Source organism: Vibrio ouci (assembly GCF_004551525.1).
In the GTDB taxonomy this organism is placed as follows: domain Bacteria; phylum Pseudomonadota; class Gammaproteobacteria; order Enterobacterales; family Vibrionaceae; genus Vibrio; species Vibrio ouci.
The window spans coordinates 1-9644 of record NZ_SATR01000073.1; the positions used below are offsets into that span (position 1 = coordinate 1).

Genomic DNA, 9644 nt, shown 5'->3' on the forward strand with positions numbered 1-9644 from the left:
AAAAATGAGTTGGTATTCTGACGCAACTGCTCATGAGTCAGCTCACTGCAAACACCAAGTAACTGCTTATTCATTCGCTGATTGTACAGCGCCAACATTCTGAAATTTGAGGATAAATCCATTTGACCTCCAAAGTACATAACGCCCAATTAAGTAGTGAGCAACGCTACCACCTACCTCAACCATTGTGCCGTAAACACTAAAGCCGATTCAAACCCAAAGTGCCAAGCGTTGCGAATCTGCTTGAATTGCTTGTTATGTGATTGAAGTATTGGAACTAACGGCCGATCTAACCTCTGCTATTTTTTCCAGTATTTTGTCGGCACTCTTATTCCCGACCCCATCTAATTCCATTAATTGCTCTTTCGTAAGGTAAATTACATCTTCTGCCACCTTATAACCTGAGCTTAATAATGATTTCTCGACTCTAGTATTAACACCAAGAATTTGTTTTAGATAACCTTCATCTCTGTAGTGAAAGTTTGCTAGATCTTCAAATGAAAAGCCGACATTAAACATTAAGATATCAATTATTGAATCGTAACCGTTGTAATACGCTAGTAGTTTATTTTCGATATATAGCAACTCTGGGTGCTTACCTTTAAAGGTATCGATGCGTTCTACCCGCTCAAAAATGCTGCCATGTTCAGAATATATATCCTTTATCCCACATACAAATGTTATGTAGTCTTCGCGACTAGCACCGTACGCATCGGATGCGCCTACATCGTTATTGTCATCTAAGGAATATTCATTTTTCAACTTTGGCAACCAAATGCCATGTTGTTGTTCTTTGAGGTAATCAGGAATTTCCTCTTCACTTGCTATACACATTCCATTTGCCCTGAGAATTTCACATGGTGTCCTAATCAGAAACGTTGGCGAAAACTGCAAACCGTCTACTACATCCCCGAAGCCTGAAGCGCTATATGAATTACTAGTTTCATTGGGCTTAATGGCTAAATCTTGATTTTCGCTGCAAACTTGGGAGCGGCTACGACCAAACAAACTTAAAATTTTTCTGAACATATCCTCTCCAATACGGAATAGTGGAAAAATCACATAACGCCCAATTAAGTTGTGAGCAACACTGCCACCATACTCAAACACTTCACCGTAATCACAAAACCAATTGAAACTGAAAGCGCCGAGCGTTGCGAATCAGCTTGAATTGCTTGTTAGGTGTAACGCACATTAACCATACTATAAGTATGCCTTTATGCAATAATACACCTAAGACCACCAACCCAAAGGATACAAAATGAACTTACCTGACGCGGCTTATGGAAAAATCATCCCCTTAATGTTTAGCTACATAAAGGAGCACTACCCAAATGAAACCAATATTGTTCCTTCGTTTGATAGCACAAACCTTGTAAAACGTGAGAATGGTATACAAGCTATAGTACGTTTCCAACGTGATACAGAAATCTTAGCAGAGCTGACCGTCGTCTATGACGGGAACAATTGGTCATTTGGATAACGTTAAAAGAACAACATGAAAGAGTGAGCAACTACGCACTCTTTCAGGCTGTTTTAACTAAGCACCTAACGCCCTGTTAAGGTGTGAGCAACGCAATACCGAAGCCACCGCATACCACCTTAAACACTAAACCTAACGCATAGTAAAAATGCCACGCGTTGCGAATCACTCTTAAACAGTTTGTTAGTGCGCTTTTTCAGCGATCCCTAACCCTTGAGCGCGTTACGCCAATACTCGACAGTTTTATCTGAAACCATGCCGGTTTCTCTAGCTGCAGCCACGAGAAAGTCACACAAGTTAGCTGCTATCTGCTCATTACCGAGTAAATACAAACTACGAAGTGCTCGGGTCAGGCGGAGTTGGTTGTGGTCATGACTTTTAAGCCAGACGTGGTTAGCAGGACTTAGTTCCAGTAATGAAGAAATTTCATACCCATCTCGCTGTAATCCCCAAAACTCAAGTAAGAGGTCGAGAGCTTTTAAGTGAGCAACACGCAATTCTTCTGAATTAGCAAAAGCCTCTCGATCTGCTTGAGTTACCAAAGGAGCATGTTGATTGAACTTAGTACCCTCATCTATCGGGAAAAGAACTTGAATRTACTTATGATCATGCTCTAGCCAGAAGTGGTTGTAWGCTAACAACTGCTCTACATTGCGACCAAATTTATCTGGAGCTTYACCAGATATGAARCGAGCAATTTCACTCATTTTAAATCCTGCTAATTGTAATTTTTATCTTTGCGCACTAACGCCCAATTAACGTGTGAGCAGCGCATACACTGAAATTGAATACTGCGCCGTAAACACTAAATTCAACCCGAAGTGAGAGCGCCAAGCGTTGCGAATCACTGTTGAATTTTTTGTTATGTTTTACCACAAATACATGATTTACTTGAGAAAGAACTAAAATTTCTGACCAATTTTCTGAACCAAACCACAAGGCAGAGACTAACTTGAGCACCAAAGGCGACCAACCTAAAACGAGTAATTCCACTTCCCTACCCAATGAGGCAACCCGACCGAGCAACAACAAGCGCCCTATCTTTCCAACCAAAGCGCAAGACAATGGCTAATTGCCGAGGCAACTGCCAAGCCGAAATGCTGCTTGGTTATGAACCTGAAAGCGACTTTGAACCAGTTAAACCCGAAGCCAACCGCCATGACCTGACAATGAAGCAACCCACGAATATTGGTATGTTTTACGGGCTGAGAAATTCAAGAACTTAGACCGACAATGCGGATTTGCTGAGTCTACTAGGGGCGAACTGCCAATGGGACAAAGAACTAGAGCCTAAGATATTTAAGCCTATGAAATACAAGTAAACATAACGCCCAATTAAGTTGTGAGCAACGCTGCCACCACACCCAAACACTTCACCTTAATCACTAAACCATTTGAAACCGAAAACGCCGAGCGTTGCGAATCAGCTTGAATTGTTTGTTAAGCAGATGTCCACGACAGAATTAGATCTAAATACTTTGTAATTAACAAGCATAAAAACCCAACAGCAAGGAACAAGTCTCTAAACCTCAATAGCCACACTGAATTATCTTGCTTAGATTTCATCAGAACTAGGTTTTCATCGATAATTTTTTTAATTACGTCAATCTCTAGTCTAGCTTTATGTGGATTTATGACATCTCCAGTCTCAGCATTATACTTTTGAGTTGGTGTTTGCAATGCTTCTGTTAAAGCACCACGTTTTTCACCCAAACTCAGTACGCTAAAGTTCAGTGACTTAATTGTTAGGTCACATTTGAGGCGAAAATAGCCAAACACAATAGAAATAAACAGTGCCGTAAGCGCAATGAGCTCGACAGTACCAACATTTATCCCCAGTCCTACTGGACTATAGTCTTTCCCCAAATAAGCGAATAACGCGATCGAAATGCCAAGTACAAAATAGTCAAATTTTTGCATTGAAACCGACATTTCTTTGAACACTTCGATACTTCTATCTGCCACACTTTTCTCCATCTGCTTAACGCCGCATTAAGGTGTGAGCGACGCTTGGCTATACTTGAGCGAAGCGAAACTGCCAAGCGTTGCGAATCACTCTTAAATGCTTTGTTATAAATCAGAATGGGATATCTTCATCCCAATCAATTATGTCGAATTTGCTTTTTATTTCAGAAATCTTGCTACGGATCTCCTTCGTGTCATGTTCAAACAACTCACCATCAATACTATCAAGAATTTTTTCCATTTCGCCCAAACTACTTTCTAGGTAAGTCAACTTGCTGGCTGCGTTTATGTCTTTGGTATTGATTTTATTTTTCAGTTCCTGAATATCTGACGACCACTCTGAACGCTGTACAACTAACTGTTGCTCTTTTTCATTCAATTGAGCAATGAGCGATGAATACCTTTCTTTTAGTTGAAGGAATTCTCTGTTTCTCTTCGATTGTTCTTCAAGCCAACCTTCAATTTGCTGCTCTTTCAGCTTTCTAATGAACTCTTCATCAGCTTCAACTTTAGCAGCTACTGTCGATTTCAAACGGAAGAACCTGGCAGCGTCATTAGCATTTTTATTTTTGTCTCGTATAGAGTTGATCACTCCGTCACTAACATATTCATATGCTAAGTTAAGAATCGGTAAAAAAATCAGGTAGATGAAAGAAACGGATAAAGGTAGTGCCACATCGTCCAGTATTGACCAGTTTTTATTAGCTACAATTTCTAGCTTTCTAGCATTGTCTGATAATAAGAAAGTAGCTAAGCCATTTATATTTAAAGCGCACCAAGCGAGAACAAAAGCGCCAACAACTGGATTCTTCAGTCGTGACGTTGCATTATCCTTTACTGATTTCAGTAGATCTTTCATTCTATTCCTCGAAACTGAAATGATTTATAACGCCCAATTAAGTTGTGAGCAACGCTGCCACATGACCTAAACACTTCACCTTAACCACTAAACAAATTGAAACCGAAAGCGCCGAGCGTTGCGAATCAGCTTGAATTGTTTGTTAGTTGCCATTCTCTAAGTTCTCTACAGTCTCGTTTTGAGAAGACTTCGAATACATTATTTGTCGCCTTTCTTTACGACGTTCACTTCGTATAACCTTATGTTGCTCACTAGCTAGCTTGGCTTGTATCGACTGATAACCGCTTTGTTTTTCTAACTCTTTGGCTTGCCGCTCAACCTCCTTTTGAGTTAGCAACAAAGCCTCTGTATTTAAACCTAACTCTTTACGTTGAAGCATGTAGCCTACGATTAGCCATAAGAAGGCGACAGGAGCAGTTACTCCTGCTAAGAAATCGCCCCACTCGTTTAGAGACATTGCTATAGCATCTTCCCACTTCAACGAAACTAGGAATACTATCAATAAGAACCAAAAACTGGTCAATGCGACCCCAATCTTTTCCATTTTCACCTCTGGAAACTAACGCCCAATTAAGGGGTGAACAACGCCTCCACCCAAACCTAAAGCATTGTGCCATAAACACTAAATTTGAAGTAGAAGCAAAAGTGCCAAGCGTTGTGAATCCCTCTTAAATTACTTGTTATGTAGCGATGCTCGCAAGGACACAAACCAAGAATGCAGGCACGCCAGCTATGAGCAGTTTGATACAAAAGGCTGTATTTTCTGAGAACCGCTTATCATCGATTTCGTCCGCAACACTACGGTCAACCATTGAGTCTGTAATCCTATCAACCTTGTCGTCAGACTCAGACTGCCCCATACCACCCAGAGGTGGATACATGAAAAATAAGGCTGTCGTTCCCCATATAAGCATTACGATGAAAAATGCATAGTCCGATACAAACTTAAGTCCAAAGAAGCCTGTAGACATCTCTAGACCAACAACTATTACGGCTGCTATTACATTCGCAACCAATACAAATCGAACTAAACCAAGCATTTACACTCCATTTCTTACCTAGCTACATAACGCCAAATTAAGTAGTGAGTAACGCTACCACCCACCTAAACCATTGTGCCGTAAACACTAAAGCTGATTCAAAGCAAAAATGCCAAGCGTTACGAATCTGCTTAAATTTATTGTTAGCAGTGTTCTAACGTCTTACCGCTGTTACTGTGACTTCAATAAGTACGTCACCTTCTAACGCAACACCTAGGCACGCTCGTTGAGGCCAGTGTTCTGGATTTTCACCCAACCACTCGCACCAAACTTTATCCATTTTAGGTTTATCTGGCATATTGGCGATAAACACCTGCGCACTGACTATTTGAGTTTTATTAGACCCCAATTCTTCAAGGTTTTTGTCTATCGTTTCTAGCGTCAGTTTAGTTTGACCAACTATATCCAGAGAAGTGTCTGATGATGTTGCTACCGTCCATACCAAGTCTTTATATGCTGAGGACTTATTTCGACCTTGATAAACACCCCGCTTCCTTTCGATCATTTTGTTCTCCTTGAACTGCTAACGCCAAATTAAGTAGTGAGCAACGCTGCCACCTACCTAAAGCATTGTGCCGTAAACACTGAAACCGATTCAAACCGCAAATGCCAAGCGTTGCGAATCTGCTTAAATTTATTGTTATGTGATAATTTCACTACCACGCTCCAACACCCAACAACGCTCGTTTTTGGTATATCCAATTTGTCCATAATAGTCATTGGCTGCCGGTGCGGCTATTAAAAACAGTTTACATGTAGGCTCAATTTGAGCTTGAGTTTGAACTTGTAACTGCTTGCCTATTCCCGACCTTTGATACGATTCATCAACCGCTAAGTCGGACAGATAACAACAATAATGGAAATCCGTAATAGAGCGAGAAATACCAACCAGTTTAGGACCATCCCAAGCAGTGATTATGAGATTACTATTGTCCAACATACCATTGATACATTCGATATTTTCTATTGGTCTACGCTCTCCTAACGTCGAGCGCTTAAGCAAACCAATAAACTCGTCAGCTGAGATATGCTGGTTAACTTTGTATTCGATACTCAATGTGACCTCCTTATCACATAACGCCCAATTAAGGGGTGAACAACGCCTCCACCCAAACCTAAAGCATTGTGCCATAAACACTAAAACTGAAGTAGAAGCAAAAGTGCCAAGCGTTGTGAATCCCTCTTAAATTGCTTGTTAGGGCTATTTCGGTAGGTTGTAACTAACTTTAGTCCCATTGACTGAAACTACTTTTGCCTCAACTAAAAGTTCTACCAAATGGTCTACCTCTTTTTCTTCTAGCTGCTTCATAAACAACTGGCGAATTGAATTTGATAGAGTTTTAACTGCTCTCGGCTTCGAAACACCTCGGCTTATCAGGTACTCCGTTACTGCACTTATTCTCTCTGAATCGGATTTAGTATTTGAAATTTTCAACACTTGTATCTCTGAAACATCTTTGACGCGATTAGCGAGCACCTTTTTAGACTTAAGATGTTTGATTAATGGGTCAAAACCCGAATCTTTGGAAACAATGTGAAAGAAACAATCCTTATCTACGGCAGATATACTGCCAATATAATAAGCAATGTGGAAATCGAGAGCATTTGGTCCATTTCCATCGATTTTGATGTATTGAGCACTAGAACCTAAATTTTGCATGGCCGTCGCAACATCAAAGGGAACCTTTGTTTGATTTGCACCAACAAAAACTATCACCTTAAAAGGATGCCCTTCAAGCAAGGATAAGTTTTTAGGCTGCACATTTTCAAAATCAATAAGGATATAATTTGTCTTCAATCTTTTACTCCAATCTCTGGATAGCCCTAACGCCAAATTAAGTAGTGAGCAACGCTGCCACCTACCTAAAGCATTGTGCCGTAAACACTAAAGCTGATTCAAACCAAAAGTGCCAAGCGTTGCGAATCTGCTTAAATTTATTGTTATATGTCTAGCTTTAGAAGCACACCTTCGGTCAGATATTTTAACTGCGCAATAACCATTAGTGTAACACCCAGTATTTGGCGAAAATCAAAGTATGATGATTCTTTAGAAATAGTGGTCTTGGTCCAGTCTTTAAATCTCTTTCGATTCTCGGCATTATTTGTATGAGCAAGATCACCATAAAGAAAGGCTTCATAAAACTTCCAGTTGTTAATTCGTTCTTTGTTGTAAACAAGTGGTGAGTCAGAGTGCCAATAATTAAAGATCCACTCCTGAATTTCACGCAATTGTTCTAGTTCACTCTCGTTGACACCTAAGTTTTCATAGTGTGTGTGTAAATTATTAATCCTAATCGGCTCATTTTTTTGAAAAAATAATCGATGTGTCAGTAGAAACGCATCTAACTCTTCGTCAGTTGGTCCAACATAGTCAATTACTTCTTTCCCCACTTTAACTCTCTGACCTTTCTGCATTTCTTTAGAAAAAGAACTAACGAGGAGTTTGTCCGCTTTTACTACAAATAGCTCAAGAATTTCTTTGGAATGCATAAATTACCTTTAGATGCCTCTGACATATAACGCCGCATTAAGGTGTGAGCGACGCTTGGCTATACTTGAGCGAAGCGAAACTGCCAAGCGTTGCGAATCACTCTTAAATGCTTTGTTAAATTCGATCTTTTACTAGATACCGCGCTTTAAATAAATCATTTCTTTCAGATTCAGAGATACTTTTAAAGTTCTGGCTAATGAAGTAATCAAACTTACGCTTCTGGCGTTTTTCACCATTTACACCGATTACATTTTTATACACAACTTCTAAGTGCTTATCTTTGATTAAATTTGCAAAGGACTCCAAATCTGTAATCGTTGGTGTCAAATGTTGGTCAACCCACCGTACAAACCTAATTGTCACAGCTATCATTGTTGAAAAGTCCTTTAAAGTAATAGAACCTTCATCAAAGTGCTTTAGAGTGTCAGAAATAGAAATAGCAGCATGATTGGCTTTAATACCGTCCTCGTGCTCAATCAGGATATTTCTGTAATGCTGCGAGAACCTCGATGTACTACCGTGAACAACCCTATTCCTCCAGCGAACAAGAAGCACAACTAAAGGTTCCCAATAAGCAGGCATACCAGAGAGTGCGCTCGATTTAGATAGTTGAGCTACTTTTTCAGCAGCCCCTTCAATACCACCAATTTTCTTTACTAGAGGAGCTTGGTTTTCACATTCACTAATAAATTTGATGTAATCTAGCAATGCCTCTTCCACGAATACTAGTGCGGACTTTATAGCATGAGCTCTAGCTTGAAGCGCAGACGCTTTGGGATCTCTTGGTTCCCAAGTTATCGTTAGGTCATTTGATTTTGTGACAGTACCATCCGCAACTCCGTCTAGCCCAACACAAATAGTATTGAGTAAGAATACTGAATCACCGACAGACTTTAAGAATTGTTTTAGTCCTTCGCTTTCCACGAAAGCCTCCGAAGAATTGGTGGTGCCGTTGGGACTCGAACCCAAGACCTTCTGCGATAAAACCGAAAGATAATAAGCAGACGTCCAAACCAACTAGACCGCAGCACCGAGATGAAAAGTATATGATACAGGAAACATAGTCAAATATTAACGCCAAGAATTTAACGCCCAATTAAGGGGTGAACAACGCCTCCCCCCAGCCTAAAACATTGTGCCATAAACACTAAATTTGAAGTAGAAGCAAAAGTGCCAAGCGTTGTGAATCCCTCTTAAATTGCTTGTTATGTTTTACCACAAATACATGATTTACTTGAGAAAGAACTGCTGTTTCTGACTAGTTTTTGAAGTAAACCACACGGCATGGGCCGACTTGACCGCCAAAGGCGACCAACCTAAAACGTGTAATTCCACCTCCCTGCCCAATGAGGCAACCCGACCAAATCACAACAAGCGCCCTTTCTTTCCAACCCAAGCGCAAAACAATGTTGAATTGCCGAGGCAACTGCCAAGCTAAAATGCTAATTGGCTAAGAACCTAAAAGCGACTTTAAGCCAGTTAAACAAACAGCGAACCGCCACGACCTGACAATGAAGCAACCCACGAACATTGGCATGTTTTACGGGCTGAGATGTTCCAGAACTTAGGTCGACAATGCGGATTTGCTGAGTCTACTAGGGACGAGTTGCCAAAGGGGCAAAGAACTAGAGCCTAAGACCTTTAAGCCTTTGAATTTAAAGTAAACATAACGCCCAATTAAGTAGTGAGTAACGCTACCACTTAACCAGAACATTGTGCCCTAATCACTAAAGCTGATTCAAACCAAAAATGCCAAGCGTTACGAATCTGCTTAAATTGTTTGTTAGTTGCCTGCCCTAAGCCTTG

14 protein-coding genes and 1 pseudogene are annotated in these 9644 nt (G+C 40.4%); 2 read left to right on the forward strand and 13 right to left on the reverse strand.

All coding sequences use genetic code 11. The features are described from left to right. Window positions 1–255: 255 nt before the first annotated feature. Window positions 256–1029 (reverse strand): helix-hairpin-helix domain-containing protein, encoded by a 774-nt coding sequence (locus ELS82_RS22500; protein WP_134837439.1) that lies wholly within the window; start codon window positions 1027–1029, stop codon window positions 256–258. Between the two features lie 232 nt (window positions 1030–1261). On the opposite strand from ELS82_RS22500, the gene ELS82_RS22505 reads away from it, so the two are divergent. Beyond that, window positions 1262–1483: a hypothetical protein gene (locus ELS82_RS22505; RefSeq protein WP_134837440.1), complete on the forward strand. Its 222-nt coding sequence runs from the start codon at window positions 1262–1264 to the stop codon at window positions 1481–1483. Between the two features lie 206 nt (window positions 1484–1689). Here the strand turns inward: ELS82_RS22505 and ELS82_RS22515 are convergent, their stop codons facing one another. Together ELS82_RS22515 and ELS82_RS26465 are read right to left on the reverse strand one after the other, a co-directional pair. Next, window positions 1690–2190, reverse strand: coding sequence for an opioid growth factor receptor-related protein (locus ELS82_RS22515; RefSeq protein ID WP_134837441.1), 501 nt, complete (start codon window positions 2188–2190; stop codon window positions 1690–1692). A gap of 37 nt (window positions 2191–2227) precedes the next feature. Beyond that, window positions 2228–2476 carry a hypothetical protein gene (locus tag ELS82_RS26465; protein WP_167489475.1) on the reverse strand — a complete coding sequence of 83 codons (249 nt, stop codon included), beginning with the start codon at window positions 2474–2476 and terminating at the stop codon, window positions 2228–2230. A 71-nt stretch (window positions 2477–2547) separates the two neighbouring features. Between ELS82_RS26465 and ELS82_RS26470 the strand changes: the two genes are divergently transcribed. Then, complete coding sequence (locus ELS82_RS26470) at window positions 2548–2709, forward strand: hypothetical protein (RefSeq protein WP_167489477.1); 162 nt, start codon at window positions 2548–2550, stop codon at window positions 2707–2709. A gap of 214 nt (window positions 2710–2923) precedes the next feature. Here the strand turns inward: ELS82_RS26470 and ELS82_RS22525 are convergent, their stop codons facing one another. From ELS82_RS22525 to ELS82_RS22580, 10 genes and pseudogenes are all read right to left on the reverse strand, one after another. Continuing rightward, a complete protein-coding gene (locus tag ELS82_RS22525) occupies window positions 2924–3448 on the reverse strand; it encodes a hypothetical protein (protein WP_134837443.1) in 525 nt (174 codons plus the stop codon). Window positions 3449–3560: 112 nt separating this feature from the next. Next, on the reverse strand, window positions 3561–4307 hold the full coding sequence (locus tag ELS82_RS22530; RefSeq protein ID WP_134837444.1) for a coiled-coil domain-containing protein: 747 nt from the start codon (window positions 4305–4307) through the stop codon (window positions 3561–3563). 142 nt (window positions 4308–4449) lie between these two features. Next, window positions 4450–4851 carry a hypothetical protein gene (locus tag ELS82_RS26475; RefSeq protein WP_140351622.1) on the reverse strand — a complete coding sequence of 134 codons (402 nt, stop codon included), beginning with the start codon at window positions 4849–4851 and terminating at the stop codon, window positions 4450–4452. 136 nt (window positions 4852–4987) lie between these two features. Further along, entirely contained in the window at window positions 4988–5347 is a 360-nt protein-coding gene (locus ELS82_RS22540) for a hypothetical protein (protein ID WP_134837446.1), read from the reverse strand. 154 nt (window positions 5348–5501) lie between these two features. Next, window positions 5502–5852 carry a RidA family protein gene (locus tag ELS82_RS22550; RefSeq protein WP_017033406.1) on the reverse strand — a complete coding sequence of 117 codons (351 nt, stop codon included), beginning with the start codon at window positions 5850–5852 and terminating at the stop codon, window positions 5502–5504. A 135-nt stretch (window positions 5853–5987) separates the two neighbouring features. Beyond that, a complete protein-coding gene (locus tag ELS82_RS22555) occupies window positions 5988–6404 on the reverse strand; it encodes a GNAT family N-acetyltransferase (protein ID WP_134837447.1) in 417 nt (138 codons plus the stop codon). Window positions 6405–6548: 144 nt separating this feature from the next. Continuing rightward, the gene (locus ELS82_RS22565; RefSeq protein WP_050933640.1) at window positions 6549–7145 is read right to left on the reverse strand and encodes a PIN domain-containing protein; all 597 of its coding nucleotides are present in this window, start codon (window positions 7143–7145) and stop codon (window positions 6549–6551) included. A 143-nt stretch (window positions 7146–7288) separates the two neighbouring features. Continuing rightward, window positions 7289–7837, reverse strand: a complete 549-nt coding sequence (locus tag ELS82_RS22570; protein ID WP_134837448.1) for a hypothetical protein — start codon at window positions 7835–7837, stop codon at window positions 7289–7291. Between the two features lie 115 nt (window positions 7838–7952). After that, entirely contained in the window at window positions 7953–8762 is an 810-nt protein-coding gene (locus ELS82_RS22575) for a hypothetical protein (protein ID WP_134837449.1), read from the reverse strand. A gap of 17 nt (window positions 8763–8779) precedes the next feature. Then, window positions 8780–8870: pseudogene (locus tag ELS82_RS22580) on the reverse strand. Between the last annotated feature and the right edge of the window lie 774 nt (window positions 8871–9644).